Origin of the sequence: Ornithinibacillus proteolyticus, assembly GCF_039581225.1 — a bacterium.
GTDB classification, from domain to species: domain Bacteria; phylum Bacillota; class Bacilli; order Bacillales; family Amphibacillaceae; genus Ornithinibacillus; species Ornithinibacillus massiliensis.
In genome coordinates, this window is sequence record NZ_JBCPXV010000007.1 from 32,354 (window position 1) to 48,544 (window position 16,191).

Sequence of the window (16,191 nt, forward strand, 5' to 3'; positions counted from 1 at the left end):
GGGAGGGTTTGTATGTACCATACGATTGTCATTGGGGCCGGACAAGCAGGATTAGCTATTGGGTATTACCTTGCCAAACAAACAGATAATTTCCTGATACTAGAAAAGGGGAATCAGATGGGACATGTGTGGAAGGCACGCTATGATTCACTAATACTATTTACGTCTAAGCAGTTTAGCTCCTTACCTGGACTACCTATTGAAGGAGATCCTAATTCTCTACCAACTAAAGACGAGGTTGCGGATTATTTGCAGGATTATGCACGTAATTTTTCATTACCGATTAAATTCAATACGGAGGTAACTCAAGTAGTACGACTAGGTAATGCATATTCCGTCTATACAAAAGAGCAAAACTACATTGCCAAGAATGTTGTGATAGCAACCGGTCCATTCCATAGCCCAGCTATTCCTGCCTTTGCAGCTAATTTGTCACCAGATGTTCTACAATTACATTCAACAGACTATAAAAACCCCAATCAATTACTGGAAGGAAGTGTCCTTGTAGTTGGGGCAGGGAATAGCGGTGCCCAAATTGCTGTAGAAGTTTCACAAACAAGAAAAACATTTCTATCAACTAGTCAAAAGCTTAACTATATGCCTCTTTCTCTTGGGAATAAAAGTATCTTTTGGTGGTTTAGTAGATTGGGTATTCTAAACGCTAGCGTCAACTCGTTTCTAGGGAGACGAATTCGATCAAAGGGAGATCCTATTTTTGGCTATGAATTAAGAAAAGCTATTCAAGATGATAGAATCACTCTAGTAAATCGGGCTATAAATGCGAATAAAAACTCGATTTCCTTCTCAGAGCAAGGTCAACTTGAATTTCATAATGTGATTTGGGCTACTGGTTTTAAATCGGATTATCGGATTATCCAAGGTATACCTGGTGTTCTAAATCAAAATGGGGCGCCTATCCATAATAGGGGAATTACTAGTAGTGAAGGTTTATTTTTCTTAGGGTTGCCATGGCAGTCAAGGAGGGGATCTGCGTTACTTCAAGGGGTAGGCTATGATGCTGAGTACTTGATGCGTTATTTAAGATAGTAGAGTTTGTAACTTAGCACAATCAGGGCAACGTCTTCGCGAGAAAATGACTACTAGGAAAATTAGGGACATCCCAGGTAGCGCTGGGTGTCCTAGCCTCTTCCTATTCGGAAAGTATCTACATTCACTTATATACCTTCAACGCCTCTATCTGAAATCCCTCATAGTGATAATTTTGTTTCCGGTACATCTCTCTTGGGGTATCCTCCCCATCTGCAATTAAAATAACGATTCTATCGCGGAACAGATCCATAACAAATCGTTGAATACTACTACCAATTCCTTTCCGCTGATACGAATCTTGCACAAATAGATTGTCCATTTCTGCCGTAAGATCCTGAAGAATAACGTCCACCGCACCAACAGGGATATCCTTATCGTACGCAATAATTTGAACTACTCTATCACTTTGAAAATTAGCATGATGAAGTATCTTCTTTGCTTCAGCATAGCTTTCACCAAACTGTACATCCTGCTCATACTGTAATGTTAAATAGTCCTTATAAGTACTAGAATTAACCTCTTCCACCTGAATATCTGGATTAATAGACACCTCAGGAAAATCTTGAGGCTTTATGCTGTACAACTCATTAGTCCCGATTGTATAGTTCTGTTCTTGTACGTATTGATAAAGTTCATCCGTCAGCTTCTGATCTGGAGGAAATTCAAATTTCACATGGTCTTGAGCCTTTTTCTGATGAAATTCTCGTAGATAAGCTTCTGCCTCTTTAAACTCATCTATCGTAGGCATTCGTTTAAATCCGATAAAATTACTATCATATCGAATCAGTATTTCTGAATAATGATAATGCTTATAAAGCTCGTTCTCTGCTATAACATGACCTACGATGTCAATATTATCAAATGTTATCTTCACATAATCCCCCACCTGTCTAGCCCGAGCATATCATGATGATGTTCTCATCTGGGTCACGAACTGTAAAAAAGGACAAATCATCAAATCTTATAATTTCGGATGCTATATCATAATTTAGTTGTGTCACAAATTCATATGCTTGGTCTATATCCTCTGTATGGAAGTTAAATAGAGGATATCCTAATCCTCCGGCACCCTTTTTCATATTTTCAGGGCCAGCATCTAATGTAATACCTACTTCTTGATTTACCGGTAGATTGTAAACTGGTCTTGCTACGGTAGATAAGTCGTACGGTTGGCCAATTAGTTCACTGTACCACTTTACAGAACGCTTCAAATCACGCACATGTATAAAGATGGTGTTGACTTTGTTTTGAATTGGGCTCTTCATCTTCTCACACTCCTTCTTACCATATTCGACAGTAACACGCAAAACCCTTCCTTATTCTTCATTATTCCATCGGTATACTAAAAATCGCTCATTCGGATTATTTTCATAAGGTAGTCCTATTTCTTGCTCCAATTGAAACACGGTCTGATTCTCCAAATAGAAGATATATTCCTTTGAAGGATAGTACAAGATAATATCCACTTGCCTTGGGAATGCCTCTACGGATAGAAGAATCCGGTTAATGACACGCTGGAAAATGTGAATAGAAAATGGATTAAAGAAGTAGAATCGATTATCTGCTTCGCTAATTTCATAGTCTTCGGCCAGGCAATGTTTAAACGATATATTATCTGTAGATTTCCTCGCCTTTTTTCTATAGCTTTCTAGATTTTCGATTGCTCTATGATAGAAAGCCTCATTCATTTCGATTCCTGTAGCCTTAGCATGATAATGGTGATGGATAAAGAAATTCATCCGCCCTAACCCACATCCAAAGTCTACAAATTGATCGGCACTCTTCACCTCATATTGGCCAAACAGCACCTCTAATGCTTGATATGGGGTAGGTTCATACGGATAGTAGTGATTGATATGATTACTAGCTACACGTTTGCCAGTTGTATGTATGTTAAGGAGCTTATCATAGTAGTATTCTTTCATTATCATTCTCCTTGTTGGTTTATATGGTAATCTTACGCAAGTTTGACTAGTGCTGCAAGGTTCAAAAGATGCCTTATAAGCTTAGTTGACATATTCTTCAGGCTTTGCAGGATTTGGGAGGGGGACTTCAGGATTTGGGCGCCTATCTTCAGGATTTGAAGGAGGTGTTTCAGGATTTCAGCTATTAGCTTCAGGATTTAACAAATCTCCACCTCTCATATATCTAGTGTTCAAGCCACACCCCCTGCTGGATAGACATTCTAACACATAAGAAAAAGCAGACACATGTTTGAAGTGCCTGCTTTTTCTTGTTAAGCTACATCATAGCCTTGTTCTTCTACTGCCTCTTGCATTGCTTCTAACGTTACTTTCGACTCATCGTAAGTCACGGTAACTTTGCCAGTAGCTAAATCCACCTCTACATTAGATACACCTTCTAATTCGTTCAGTGCACCTTCTACTGACATTTTGCAATGCCCACAAGTCATGCCTCTTACATCTAGTGTTAAAGATTGCATCCTATATATCTCCTTTCAGATATGAAAAGTAAGTATTGGGGACAGGACTATCTACCGTCCCCAAAGATAATTTATATTTTTACTCGTTTTAGGCGAAGTGAATTGGTTACCACACTTACCGAGCTAAATGCCATGGCAGCTCCTGCTATCCACGGAGCAAGCAACCCAAGGGCAGCAATTGGAATACCCGCACTATTATAAGCAAATGCCCAGAATAAGTTTTGACGGATATTTTTTATCGTTGCTTTACTAATTTTAATGGCTTTTGGTATTAATAGTAATTCTCCGCCTAGGATAGTTACATCAGCAGCTTCAATAGCAACTTCTGTACCGGTACCGATTGCAATACCAATATCAGCTACCGCAAGGGCTGGAGCATCATTTACGCCATCCCCAACCATCGCAACCTTTTTCCCTTGTAATTGAATCTCTTTTACTCGGTTAGCCTTTTCCTCTGGTAATACTTGGGCAATGACACGGTCGATTCCTACTTGTTCAGCAATAGCTTTGGCGGTGCGTTCATTATCACCGGTAAGCATAATCACTTCGAGTCCCTGCTCTTTTAGCTCTTTTATAGCATCTTTAGCAGTGTCCTTCACCGTATCGGCTACCGCTACGATTCCTTTTAACTCACCATTTACTGCAATTAACATCGCTGTATTGCCCTTCATTTCATAATCCACTAGCTCAGCTTCTACCGCACTAGTAACGGTAATATGGTGGTCATTCATTAATTTTCTAGTTCCTACTAACACGGTCTTGTCATGAATTCTAGCTTCTATACCATGTCCAGGTATTGCGATAAAAAACGCCGGCTCAACAAAAGGTACGTTTCTTTCAGTAGCATAGGCTACGATTGCTTCTGCCAAAGGATGCTCAGACCCTTTTTCAGCACTAGCTACAAGCGATAACGTTTCCTCATCAGCTGTAAAATAGGTAACCTCAGGCTTACCCTTCGTAATCGTACCGGTTTTATCCAGTACAATCGCATTAAGTTGATGGGTACGCTCTAGATGCTCCCCACCTTTAAATAGGATTCCACTTTCTGCCGCTCTACCAGAACCAACCATAATCGAGGTTGGCGTTGCGAGACCTAATGCACATGGACAGGCAATAACTAATACTGCAATTGCCGTTACCAAAGCTGTCTCTAATTCACCTGGAGTAATAAACAAAATCCAAACACCAAAGGTTACGAGCGCAATTCCCACTACTATCGGTACAAAGTAACCCGAAATGACATCTGCTAATCGTTGGATAGGCGCTTTTGAGCCTTGGGCATCCTCCACCACTTTAATGATGGATGCAAGAGCGGTATCCTTCCCAACTTTCTTCGCTTCCATTTCAATCGTTCCATTTTTATTAATAGTCGAACCAATGACACTTGCATTGATATCTTTCTCAATCGGTATAGACTCTCCGGTAATCATGGATTCATCAACCGATGTTCTCCCTTTCACAACAATACCATCCACGGGTATTTTCTCACCGGGTTTTACTATGAGACGATCGCCAACCACAACATCCTCCATTGGAATCATCATTTCCGCGCCATTACGCACTACTCTTGCTTGTTTTGCTTGTAAGTTTAGTAGCTTAGAAATGGCAACAGTAGTCCGACTTTTTGCGCTTGTTTCTAAATATTTTCCAAATAAAATTAAAGTAATTAAAATGGCACTTGTCTCAAAATATAAATGTGGCAGATGCCCTGGATGACGAAGCGTAATAAATGCCTCATAAAGACTATAAAAATATGCTGCACTAGTACCAAGTGCGACAAGCACGTCCATATTGGCCCCACCATTACGCAGATTCTTATATGCTCCAACATAGAACTGCCAGCCGATAATAAACTGTACAGGTGTCGCAAGTGCAAACTGGAACCACGGATTCATAAAGATATCTGGAATGGATACACCAGCTAAATGAACGAGCATGGTTAATAATAATGGTGCAGAAAGAATCGCAGAGATGATTAATTTCGTTTTCATTTTTTGCAGCTGCTTTTCTTTCTCAGTTTGTTTTTCTTCTTTATCTGCCTTCACCTTCGCATCGTACCCTAGCTTTTCAATTCTTCCAATCAAATCTAATTCTTTAACAAGTGCAGGATTAAATTCAATGGAGGCACTTTCGGTTGCAAGGTTTACGGTAGCCTGTTTAACACCCTCTTCTTTATTTAGCACCTTTTCAATCCTAGTTGAACAAGCCGCACAGGTCATCCCGAAGACATCAAGCTCTAACCTTTCAAGCTGAACACCGTAACCAAGCTTTTCAATCTTGGTTGTAATATCCTCTACGGTGACTGCATCCGGATTGAAATGGACACTGGCCTTTTCTGTTGTTAAATTAACTTGGGCTTCCACGCCGTCCATTTTATTCAAAACCTTTTCAATTCGATTAGAACACGCTGCGCAGGTCATCCCAGTGACACCAACCGTAATTTGTCTGGACTCACTCATCTCGGATACCCCCTCATTTAGAAAGTCGTTTTAACACTTCCATTAATTCATCAATTGACGCTTCTCCTTCACCAGACTTCACGGCATGGCTTACACAATGCTTCACATGTCGCTCGGCAACTTGGAATCCAACCTTTTTCAAAGCTGCATTTATTGCACTGATTTGTACTAAAATATCGACACAGTAACGGTCTTCTTCAACCATTTTCTGAATACCCCGAACCTGTCCTTCAATTCGCTTTAAACGATTAACTACCCCTTGCTTCTCTGCATCTGTTCTAGGGGTAATTGGGTGATCATGTAAAAATTGATCCATTCGAACACCTACTTTCCTTCGCTTCAATCATACTATACCCCCCCACAGTATAATTGTCAACAACTTTACTTTTTCCTTGCATTCATTATAAGGATACCCCCAAAGGGTTTCTTATACTCGTTACTTCCCTTTCTTAAACAAGTACCCTTCCCTCTAAACATACCCCCACTAGGTAATAAATTCCCCAAAAAAAACCACGCTAATTAGCGCGGCAATTCCAGTTGACTATTTCTTACAAATCGCTATTCCAAGAGGAAATTCCCTCTCCTCCGCTGCAAATGCAGGCTGAATCAATGCTCCCTTTTGATAATAAAACTCTGTAGATTGGTATTCCTTAAATAACCCCTTAAACTCGTCTACTGTTAACTGATGGACATGATACTCCTGTCCACTCGGTATCCCTCTACCTTCCCCAAATGGGGTGGACAACATCAACGTGCCACCAGGCTTTAACATCGTATAGATATTAGTCATAAACTGCTCTTCTTCGCGAATATGTTCTATGGTCTCAAAACTTACGATGCAATCAAATTGTCCTAACTCATCTGGTAATCCAGGATCCACTACATTCCCTATTTTAAACTTCGTCAGTGGATGATAATATGTACCCCTTGCATACTTCACTGTTTCTTGATCAATATCGACTCCGATTACTTCCTGCACCTTATTCTTACACATCTTGGCCATAATATGACTTCCATATCCAGAACCACTTGCGAAGTCTAATACTCGACCATATACATATTCTGTAGCAAAGTGATATCTTGCAATATGTTCAATCAATAAACCATTTAATACTTTCATTTTATCCGGGATAACTCGTTCTCCTGTATCCTTCAACATTCTGTTCACCGCTTGTCCATTAGTATTATCAACATTTTACCGTAAAAAACAAGGAATCAACAGTAAGAAGGTATTGTATACCATTTTTTGTAAATACTATAAGCAAAGATAGACGAAGGAGTGATTAGATGATTGAACTTCAATCAGAAATAGAAGGGAAAACTGCCTATTTCGGACAAGCACGTATCATAGCAAAGCAGTTCGGGCTAAGCCTGTGTGGTAGTTGGGAATATGATGGGGCGTTTCTTGATGCAACACTTCACCGCGATGGAGGAGAGACCATCTATTTAAGAATGCCATTTCATGTTTTAGAAGGAGAATTGGATCGGGATGGAGCCTTTATTGAATTCGGCAAACCTTTCGTTATTAAACATATTGTACATATTGGGCTAGACAGGAACGAGAATTCATTACTTGCGGCTACTGGCATTAATCAATTCCAGGAGCCTCTTGATAAGGATGGGCAAATACGTAACAAAACGAAGTGGGAAGATATTGGCGAAAAAATAGCTAATCAGTTCGCCAGTGCTATCGCTAGCCGTGGTAAATCAATATCTTAATAAACAACCAACCAATCAAAGTAGACGATTGGTTGGTTGTTGTCTTATATCAAAAACTCTGGCTCAGTAAAGTGTACCATATTAACAAAAGGTGTTTTTACATCAAGTTTTCCTTTTACTTTTCTTACCATCATTTTATCGCCAGCTAACCACTTTTTAAAATCAAATAAAATCGGATGCTGGTCTCCACCTAATGAGAACCATGCTTTTAGCTCATGAGGAAAGTACGCTGCCGTATGTAACGTACCGGCCCATGCACCATATTTAGAAGAAAAAACTCCCTTATCTGTATCATTCATCATTTGAAAAGCTTGATATGGGTTGAGCAGATTCTCCCCTTGATTCATTATGGCACGTTGCCTTGCTACCGATTCATCCATTCGGTATCGGTTCTCCTCTGAAAGCAATTCAAAATGATTCGTACAAGCATTCCCATGGTGGACATCAACTCTTCTCGGGGATGCCTCGATTACATAGGTTTTACCCTTTTGATCTAATAGGACATAACTGAATGAATGCCGATGGGGAATTTCTTTTAGTACTTCTACTGCTTCTTCCACTGTTGCGCATGTCTCTAAAATGATCCTACCAACCATATTACAAATAAAACCACTACCAGATTTCTTACGGTTAACAAAATTATATCCCATAGCAAGCCCTTTTTCGTTTATTCCATCAATCCGACCAGTTATTTGCATGGATGGCCCTACCATGGAATACCCTTGATCTGTAGGTTGGTAAAACACATACCGTCCTTCATAGGAAGCAGGATGATTATCATAATTCCTTATCAAATAGTCCTTCCCAGTGAAAATAGAGCATCCACTTCTCCCATATTCTAAATAATACCCACCAAACTCACGAATTGCATCATGCCTATTCCATTTCAACGCATCTGCTAATCCTTCTATTTCATCCCATACTCCTGGAACTAAACGCTTTATCGCAGCTTGTACCTCTTGTTCATCTATCGCAAAGTGATATTTTCTTTTTGAACCCCACTGCTTTTCCCTATTCTTAAGTATAGGAGAATCCTTTAGTAATTCTCCTTGATAATAACCAAAATCATAATGGCTTCCGCGAAACTGAATAACATCGCTATATACAGGTAACATAAGATCCCCTCATTTTCAGTCGTATTCCCAGTCTAAATTATTTTCAAGTTGAACGAAAAAAATATGCTCCTGGAATAAAACTTATCCTATAAGAGAGGATATTACTAAGAGGTGATGGTCATGGCAAACGAAACTGGAAAACGTAAATTCAATCTGCCAACCGAGGCAAACGTAGATGGGAAAATAAGTGCGCAAAATGGACTGAGACAGAATTATCCATTTGATTCTTTAAATACTATGGTCGGTAATTCGGTTAAAGAGCATAAAGAGTTAGATGCTGCGAATGAGATTTTGGCTGAGAAGGAAATCGGACAGACATTTGAGAACTCATAACATTAGGTAGTAAGTCTAAACCGTAGAAAATCTATCGTTCTTAATTAGAGCCAGTTTGCTTTATGCTCACTGACTCTAATTAGGAATTCTATAAAATAAATCTTTAAACGGCATCAAACCAATCGTGCTTAACGATACCCCCATTAACCGTTCATGGTATAACGCCTTCTGATACGTTGAATATAACGGCATGACGATATGGTGATTTAGTAGAATACTTTCCATTCGCTTAATTAATTCCATTCTATGCTCCTTAGACTCTTGCTGAAGGCATTGTTCATATAAATCCTGAAGTATACTACCATACTCTTGATCTAGTACATTATGTAGAATACTAGTCTCAGATCGGAATAAGTTTAATAACGCTACTTCTTCTACATCTTCCGTGACATATTCGGATAATACCAAGTCTGCTTCCATTGCCTCCTCCATGAAATTGGCATAGGCAACGACCTTCCATTCTATTTTAATCCCGTATTTAGAACATTCGCTCTCTATCCACTTGATATCTGCTTCATGTGGAGCAAGCTCATAGGATAGGATTAATAACCGCTCATTAATGTCCACCTGACTAGGCACATGAGGTAGTACTTTATCTGCAGTTCCTGTGTTTTCATGATAAAAGGCATCAGCCTGCTCATACCTAGGATAGCCAAGCGTCTCTATCATACGCTGTTTATGTAAAAGCATCGCCAATTTTTCTCTCAGTGAAGGATTAGACCTGATTTTCTCCTTCCGCATATTCCACATGAGATACTTGATGGATAAATGTCCCTTTTCCACATTCTTATACCCCCTGTCTGTATTTGTATTCCAAGTAAATGGGATATAAAAAAGTGGCTCTTCCTCAATCTCTTTTATATTCATGAATCTTTCAACTGATGGCATAACATGAATGAAGATTTCATCAATATGAGCCCTCTCTTTAAAATAGGTTTGATGTACCGAAAGCGAAAGAAGATTCGTATTGTGAGACTTCACCTTGTACGGGCCTGTTCCAATTGGTTCTCGAGAGAACGCTTCTACCGTTTGTTCCGCAAACCCCCTTGGAACAATAGACGCTTTAGGTGAACATAATATAAGTGGCCAATTTACAATCGGAATCGTAAAGTGAAATTGTATGGCATGTGAACCAATACTATTCACCTTTTCTAAATATGCGACAATCCATTTTGCTGGCGTATCCTTAAGTCTTTCGAAAGTGAATTTTACATCCTCAGCATCTAACATCTTACCATTATGAAACGGAATTCCTTTTGTAAGGTAAAATGTCCATACCTTTCCACTCTCATCCCTTTCCCAATAATAGGCAATACTCGGTTCTACTTTGTCCATATCTTTATTAAACGTAACTAAGGTATCAAATAGTTGTTGTACCAAATGCCTTTCCGTTTGCCGCTCTACTTGTGATGGATCTAAAGAATGAAATGGCCGAAAATACGGAATATGTAAATACTCCTTATCCTCTAGTTGCGTAATATCTTTCCTCGCACCAAACAATTTCTTTAGTATAGTATCCAACACGTGATGATGGTTACGTAATATATCATGCCGTTCTAAATATGTGATTAAGCCATTAAAATCTGTAGCTTCCATATACGTCAGCATATCTATAATAGATTTCGTAAAGGTAATAACGGTTGGATTTCCTCTTCCTTTCCCATGCACTCGAATAATCCATTCTTTCTCTTCCATACGATTCAGAATATGAATAACATTTCGCTCAGTACATTGGAGGATGTTGCTTATGTCATTTCTGGTCAGCTTAATAGGTTGATTTGTATTGTTGTTCGAACATTGAACAAATAAATGGATGTAATAATAAAGTAATTGCATTAGACCCTCCGCTAAAAGGTGAAATATATACTAACAACTTACACTTTTTCTTCCCCTTTAATCAACTACAATGAAAGGTATATAAAACATGAGGGGGAGTAGGAGTATGACTAATACCCAAAAAGGGCATCTATTTAATTTACTATCCGTTCTAACGATGGCAATTGGTCCATTAATTTCTAAATTTGGATTGGCACATATGAGTCCTGCAAAGGCGTCTTTCATCAATGTGGTAACCATTATTGTGGTAAGTATATTATTTGGTATTATTACGAAACAGCATGTGACGTTTTATTTTGAAAAGGAAATTATCCTGTTAGCATTATTCAATTCATTAGGTGTTATCTTTCTTTTTTTAAGCATGAATTTGCTTTCACCAGTGGAGGTTGGTTTTTTAGGTAGGTTTTATACCGTATTCGCTATTCTTCTATCTATTTTTTTATTACAGGAAAAAATCTCCTTACGAGAATCTATCTTCATGACCCTAGCAATTCTCGGGGGCTTTCTTTTTGTCGATAAAGGGGATAACACAACTAACCTACCCGGTGTTATCTTTGCGCTTCTTTATACTTTTTTCTTTGCGTTAACTAATATTTATATTAAGAAATCAATGTCAAAGGAAAAGAGCTCCAATTCTATTCTGTTCACCAATAATGGTATAACATTGGTCTTTGTCATGATTTATGTGATTTTTTCAGGAGAGCTTACTACGAACTGGGGGAATGTTAATGGGGTTAGCTTTATTGTATTATCCTCTTTCCTAACCGGTTTTCTGGGGACTATTTTATTATATCAAGCACTCAAGTATTTACGATTTGCAATTGCTAACGTAATGAGAGCAATCAGTCCAGTATTGCTTGCCATTATCTCTTTTCCATTCTTCCCGATTGAAATAACGATTTGGAAGATTGTTGGGGTTATTCTATTAATCGGATCAATCTTCATGTTAACGATAAAGAAAAGTACGAATAAAACTACTAAGCCACTAAAAAATGGTGACTAACCATCCAGTCACCATTTAGTTTAGCTTTTGCTATTTTGGAGGACTTGCCACCTTTTTTATTTTCTACTTAAGGGGTGGGCTGTCCTTTTTAGCTGTAAATCCAGAGTAAAAGGAATGGGCTTTCTTCAAATTTATTCCTGTTCATAAATACTCAAAAGCTTTTGCGCAACCACTTTTATATCACGCTCTAAAGCCATGTTATAGCCCTTCTCGGTTAAATCTGGTAGTTTCCCTTCCAGAATTTGAGTTATTAATTCCTCAAACTCCTCTATGCTTTTTCCCTTATAAACCGTTTCCCGGTCCTTAAACATATTTTTATATATCGGAATGTCCCGAACTAAGATTGGAATTTTCGCTGCCAACGCTTCTAGTAATACGATGCCTTCTGTCTCCTCATGGGTAAGGAACAGAAATAAATCACTACCACAATAGGCGTCCCGTACTTCTTCTCTGGTCACATAGCCAGGAAAATGTAAGTTTGGTAGCTGCTTTTTTATCGCTTCTTTTATCATATTTGGAATCAGGTTTAAATTCGTATAACCAAACCAATAAAACTGATAGTTAGGCATTCTTTCTGCTAGCTTAACAAAATCTAATATTCCTTTGCGTTCAATATAATGACCAACAGAAATGACGACCTTATCCGTATCTGGTATTTGATATTTATCACGGAATCTCCTACGCGCTTCTTCATTTCTCTTGAAAAAATCAGTGTCAATTCCGTTTGACAGACTAACAATCGGGCGCTTAAGTCCATAACCCTCTAGTAGCTCTTTTGAATACTCTGTTGGCGTAATGATCAAATCTCCACTGTTATAACAATAGGTAATCCACTTCTTAAACAATGGAGCTATAAGATTAGATCCTCGAAAAGAATTACGAAAGTCCTCCATAGTTGAGTGCGCATAGTAAATTACTTTTTTCCCTTTTCGTTTTGCCCGTTTACTTTTAAGTAAGGAATCAGGAAATATAGTGTTCAGATGGATAATAGAATACTCTTCCTTACTATTCATCGTGAATGGGACACCGGCTAGCTTCAATGCTTGCATCTGGTGACGAACTGCTTGTCCTACGCCACTTTTCTCTACTAGCTTAAGTGACCCTGCATATAGTAATACCTTATTCTGTTTCATTTGCATGGTGTAAAAGTTTCCCTTCAATTCTGTTAAATTAATATCGATAGTTTTCGCATTATAAAATCTAATCCAAACGTATACATCGCTATTGCAAAAGGCTTCCCTAATAAGATAATGATAGTAAAATGTCGTAACTTCATCTTAGTTGTCCCTGCCAAATAACATAAGAAATCATCCGGAGCTAACGGGAGAAAAATAGCAATGGCGAAGTACTTAGTGAAGTTTTTATGTTCAGTCACATTCGAATACTTTTCTTGCATTTTTTTACTAAACAACACTTTAATAACGCTCTGTCCATATTGCTTAGCTATTAAGAAAGCGATAATAGATCCTAAGCAGATACTAACATAGTTATAAACAAATCCCATTGTCGTCCCAAAGAGGAGTACTCCTGCAAGTAAGCCTAATCCTCCTGGGATTACTGGGATAATAACTTGAATTGCCTGAAATATAATAAATACTAACGGAGCCCATATTCCAAATTGACTCACAAAGTCCACTAAAGCATGCTCCGAGTAAAAAATATCTGTCTTCAATCCATAGATTAAGAAAGCGATCGCTGCTATCGTAAAGATAATTGTAAGGATGTTAATCAATTTCCGCATTCTTGGTTTTTCCATTTTCGTACCTCAGCTTATTTTACTTTATTGATACCGACACTTCTTCAGCGTGTAAATAGTTTTGTATAGTATGTTCATATAGTCTCTCTAATGTCTCAGCAAAATTCACCGAGGAATATTTTCGAACCGCACCTTCCTTAGCATGATAACTTAATTTCCTGTATAAGTCTTGATCACCTAACATAGCATTCAAGACCTCTTGAAATTGTTCAAATGAATCATATTGCCATCCATTCTTGCCATCTTCAATCACATCTTCTAAACATGCATCTCTACGACATAATGCTGGAAGTCCATTAGCTAATGCCTCAATATAGGTCAATCCTTGTGTTTCCGAATTGGACGCACTGACAAATACATCCCCTAATTGGTAATAGCTAGCAATTTTCTCTGGGGGAATCATTCCTACAAAAATGACCTTATCTGTTATACCAAGCTTAGATGCGATATTCTCTAGTTCACTTCGGTATGGACCGTCCCCTACAATCAATAGGGTTAAATTATCCTTTTGCATAGTTGACACAAAGGTTAAGATTTCCTCTAAGTTCTTCTCTTTTGCTAATCTACCAACGGAGAGTAACACTTTATTCTCTATCGGTATGTTATGTTTTTCACGTAATCGCTTCTTCTCATCACCTGACAGTTGAAGATTGAACCTTTTCAAATCAATTCCTGTTGGCACTACTTCAATAGGTTGATGTACACCATAACCAGTGAGGATAGAATACACTTTTTTCGTTGGTGCGATAACATACGATGCTTGATTTAGGACTCTTTTCGAGAATAACGCCACCATTCGTTTCCCCCACTTCTGATTAGGCGAAAAGTAGTGGGTATAATCCTCATAGACCGTATGGTAAGTGTGAACAATCGGAATTCTACATTTCTTCGCTATATGTTTTGCGATACGAAACGTACTAAATTCACATTGAGAATGGATAACATCCGGTTTCCATGCCTCCAACTCTTCAATGTATCGATTAACCTTGGAAAAAGTAACCCTTACACCTGGATATATTTTTCCTGCACTAATCGAACGAATATATGTAACATGATCTCTTCTATAAGATCGGTTTCGATCTGATAACGTAAGAATTCTTACCTCATGACCTAATCTATTTAACTCTTTCTCTAAATTAACTATTGACGTAACTACACCATTAATGGTAGGTGCGTACCATTCGGTTGTAATTAATATTTTCATAGTTATCTCCTCTTATTCCCCTATAACTCTTACTTATTTCAGTATACAAGAGTAAACTTGTATGTTTTTTTGAAAAAGTTAGATTTAACATAAATTTTACAGTATCTATATCCATATTTGAACAGATATTTATACACTTTTCTCATCAAAATAAATGATACCTCGGATTATGAGATACCATTTATTTCCTATATTAATACCATACCATAAATTCTTTTCTAATGAACCCATTTTTTTATATCAATATGCAGTTTAAAAGATGGATATAATAAAAAAACCAAAGATTACAATTCCTAAAAAAGTAATCCTTGGCCCAAATTTCCTTCAATTATCCTTCTAATACCTTTAGTAACGTTTCTTTAAACCCTTCTCTATTTACTACTTCACAAACCCTAACATTTGCCTTTTTACCACTTCGGTTATTAATATCGACCATACTATAGCCCCTCGTGATATTACCAGCTGTCTCTATGTCCACATAATATTCCCCATACTTCGACATCAGCTCTTCATGCGCAGCAATTGCCACTAATAAGGTATCTGGATGGGTTGTTCCGTTGATTTTATGTACCTCTCGATTAAACTTCAATACAACACGATTAATATCGATAAAGAACTTAGAAAGGTCCGTATTCAGTGTTGCAATTTCTGCATGGTCCTCATCCCCCATAACCGAATACTTTGTACACATATCCCAGCCTACCATGGTAATCGGTACACCAGAATGAAGCACAATCCTAGCCGCTTCTGGGTCCACATAAAAATTATACTCCGCAGCCGCGGTAATATTTCCAAGCGAATTATTTGTTCCGCCCATGATATAGATATGTGGAATATCCTTCACTATAGTTGGATCCTTTTTCATCGCCATCGCAATATTAGTGAGTGGTGCAATGGCTAGTAAGGCTATTTCCCCTGGATTTGCCTTGACAGTTTCAATGATAAAGTCGACGGCATGCTTTTCTTCTGGGCGTTGGGTCGCTTTAGGGAAAAATGAATCTCCCATCCCATCACTACCATGTACATCTTCCACCGTCACATGTCCTTCCTGACTTCCTAAAATTGGTCCTTCATACCCTTTAAAAACAGGAACATGATAATCCGGCTGGAAAACTTGGATCGTGTACAATGCGTTTTCTACCTCTTGATCAAAATCCACATTTCCTCCCGTTATCGTAACCCCTTCCACCTTAAAGTGATGGAGTGCCGTTAAAATAGCAATCGTATCATCACCCGCTGTATCGGTATCAATAATAACTCTCCTCATCTGTCT

17 protein-coding genes are annotated in these 16,191 nt (G+C 38.3%); 4 read left to right on the forward strand and 13 right to left on the reverse strand.

Translation table 11 applies throughout. The annotated features are described in order from the left end of the window. Positions 1-12 precede the first annotated feature (12 nt). Positions 13-1,047 carry a flavin-containing monooxygenase gene (locus AAIB49_RS05235; RefSeq protein ID WP_339217367.1) on the forward strand — a complete coding sequence of 345 codons (1,035 nt, stop codon included), beginning with the start codon at positions 13-15 and terminating at the stop codon, positions 1,045-1,047. A gap of 124 nt (positions 1,048-1,171) precedes the next feature. Here AAIB49_RS05235 and AAIB49_RS05240 read toward each other — a convergent pair whose 3' ends face one another. From AAIB49_RS05240 to AAIB49_RS05270, 7 genes are all read right to left on the reverse strand, one after another. Then, entirely contained in the window at positions 1,172-1,924 is a 753-nt protein-coding gene (locus AAIB49_RS05240; protein ID WP_339217369.1) for a GNAT family N-acetyltransferase, read from the reverse strand. Between the two features lie 16 nt (positions 1,925-1,940). Further along, on the reverse strand, positions 1,941-2,315 hold the full coding sequence (locus tag AAIB49_RS05245) for a VOC family protein (protein WP_339217371.1): 375 nt from the start codon (positions 2,313-2,315) through the stop codon (positions 1,941-1,943). A gap of 51 nt (positions 2,316-2,366) precedes the next feature. Continuing rightward, on the reverse strand, positions 2,367-2,975 hold the full coding sequence (locus AAIB49_RS05250; protein WP_339217373.1) for a class I SAM-dependent methyltransferase: 609 nt from the start codon (positions 2,973-2,975) through the stop codon (positions 2,367-2,369). Positions 2,976-3,286: 311 nt separating this feature from the next. Continuing rightward, the gene (gene copZ, locus AAIB49_RS05255; RefSeq protein WP_339217375.1) at positions 3,287-3,493 is read right to left on the reverse strand and encodes a copper chaperone CopZ; all 207 of its coding nucleotides are present in this window, start codon (positions 3,491-3,493) and stop codon (positions 3,287-3,289) included. Between the two features lie 71 nt (positions 3,494-3,564). Then, positions 3,565-5,952 (reverse strand): heavy metal translocating P-type ATPase, encoded by a 2,388-nt coding sequence (locus AAIB49_RS05260; RefSeq protein ID WP_343457403.1) that lies wholly within the window; start codon positions 5,950-5,952, stop codon positions 3,565-3,567. Between the two features lie 13 nt (positions 5,953-5,965). Beyond that, a complete protein-coding gene (locus AAIB49_RS05265; protein WP_186869481.1) occupies positions 5,966-6,268 on the reverse strand; it encodes a metal-sensing transcriptional repressor in 303 nt (100 codons plus the stop codon). Between the two features lie 225 nt (positions 6,269-6,493). Next, positions 6,494-7,111: a class I SAM-dependent methyltransferase gene (locus AAIB49_RS05270; protein ID WP_339217378.1), complete on the reverse strand. Its 618-nt coding sequence runs from the start codon at positions 7,109-7,111 to the stop codon at positions 6,494-6,496. Between the two features lie 128 nt (positions 7,112-7,239). Here AAIB49_RS05270 and AAIB49_RS05275 point away from each other — a divergent pair, with 128 nt between their 5' ends. Beyond that, positions 7,240-7,671 (forward strand): YugN family protein, encoded by a 432-nt coding sequence (locus AAIB49_RS05275; protein ID WP_339217379.1) that lies wholly within the window; start codon positions 7,240-7,242, stop codon positions 7,669-7,671. Positions 7,672-7,715: 44 nt separating this feature from the next. Here the strand turns inward: AAIB49_RS05275 and AAIB49_RS05280 are convergent, their stop codons facing one another. After that, positions 7,716-8,786: a C45 family autoproteolytic acyltransferase/hydrolase gene (locus AAIB49_RS05280; RefSeq protein WP_343457404.1), complete on the reverse strand. Its 1,071-nt coding sequence runs from the start codon at positions 8,784-8,786 to the stop codon at positions 7,716-7,718. A gap of 120 nt (positions 8,787-8,906) precedes the next feature. On the opposite strand from AAIB49_RS05280, the gene AAIB49_RS05285 reads away from it, so the two are divergent. Then, the gene (locus tag AAIB49_RS05285; RefSeq protein ID WP_343457405.1) at positions 8,907-9,119 is read left to right on the forward strand and encodes a hypothetical protein; all 213 of its coding nucleotides are present in this window, start codon (positions 8,907-8,909) and stop codon (positions 9,117-9,119) included. 75 nt (positions 9,120-9,194) lie between these two features. Here the strand turns inward: AAIB49_RS05285 and AAIB49_RS05290 are convergent, their stop codons facing one another. Then, positions 9,195-10,955 carry an ABC transporter substrate-binding protein gene (locus tag AAIB49_RS05290; protein WP_343457406.1) on the reverse strand — a complete coding sequence of 587 codons (1,761 nt, stop codon included), beginning with the start codon at positions 10,953-10,955 and terminating at the stop codon, positions 9,195-9,197. Between the two features lie 106 nt (positions 10,956-11,061). Between AAIB49_RS05290 and AAIB49_RS05295 the strand changes: the two genes are divergently transcribed. Next, on the forward strand, positions 11,062-11,958 hold the full coding sequence (locus AAIB49_RS05295; protein ID WP_343457407.1) for a DMT family transporter: 897 nt from the start codon (positions 11,062-11,064) through the stop codon (positions 11,956-11,958). A gap of 131 nt (positions 11,959-12,089) precedes the next feature. Here AAIB49_RS05295 and AAIB49_RS05300 read toward each other — a convergent pair whose 3' ends face one another. The 4 genes from AAIB49_RS05300 to AAIB49_RS05315 form a co-directional block, all read right to left on the reverse strand. Beyond that, positions 12,090-13,097: an LTA glycolipid anchor biosynthesis glycosyltransferase, IagA/BgsA family gene (locus AAIB49_RS05300; RefSeq protein ID WP_343457408.1), complete on the reverse strand. Its 1,008-nt coding sequence runs from the start codon at positions 13,095-13,097 to the stop codon at positions 12,090-12,092. A 26-nt stretch (positions 13,098-13,123) separates the two neighbouring features. Then, the gene (locus tag AAIB49_RS05305) at positions 13,124-13,714 is read right to left on the reverse strand and encodes a TVP38/TMEM64 family protein (protein ID WP_211742266.1); all 591 of its coding nucleotides are present in this window, start codon (positions 13,712-13,714) and stop codon (positions 13,124-13,126) included. Between the two features lie 19 nt (positions 13,715-13,733). Then, positions 13,734-14,918 carry a glycosyltransferase family 4 protein gene (locus AAIB49_RS05310; RefSeq protein ID WP_343457409.1) on the reverse strand — a complete coding sequence of 395 codons (1,185 nt, stop codon included), beginning with the start codon at positions 14,916-14,918 and terminating at the stop codon, positions 13,734-13,736. Between the two features lie 328 nt (positions 14,919-15,246). Continuing rightward, a complete protein-coding gene (locus tag AAIB49_RS05315; protein WP_343457410.1) occupies positions 15,247-16,185 on the reverse strand; it encodes a nucleoside hydrolase in 939 nt (312 codons plus the stop codon). Positions 16,186-16,191 lie beyond the last annotated feature (6 nt).